This is a genomic window from Bacillus hominis (assembly GCF_018332515.1).
In the GTDB taxonomy this organism is placed as follows: Bacteria; Bacillota; Bacilli; order Bacillales; family Bacillaceae_G; genus Bacillus_A; species Bacillus_A hominis.
Window position 1 is genome coordinate 1 of sequence record NZ_BOQD01000627.1, and the last position, 281, is coordinate 281.

General features: G+C 35.9%; 1 protein-coding gene. It reads right to left on the reverse strand.

Annotated elements, in window-relative coordinates; genetic code table 11:
- Window positions 1–281: S1 RNA-binding domain-containing protein (locus KI356_RS27685; protein WP_212937061.1), on the reverse strand; the 281-nt coding region annotated here is incomplete at both ends.

The following is a 281-nucleotide window of genomic DNA, read 5'->3' on the forward strand; positions in this document are numbered from 1 at the left end:
TTTTTCTTGCTCTTCTTTTAGCAATACTTTTCTAGATAAGTTTACACGACCTTGTTTGTCAATCTCGATAACTTTAACTGAAATCTCATCACCGATTTTCACAACGTCTTCTACTTTACCTACGCGCTCAAGTGCAAGTTCAGAAATGTGAACAAGTCCATCTTTACCGCTAAATAATTCAACGAACGCACCGAATTTTTCAACACGTTTAACTTTTCCTAAGTAGATTTCGCCTACTTGTACTTCGCGAACGATATCTTCGATAATTTTCTTCGCTTTTT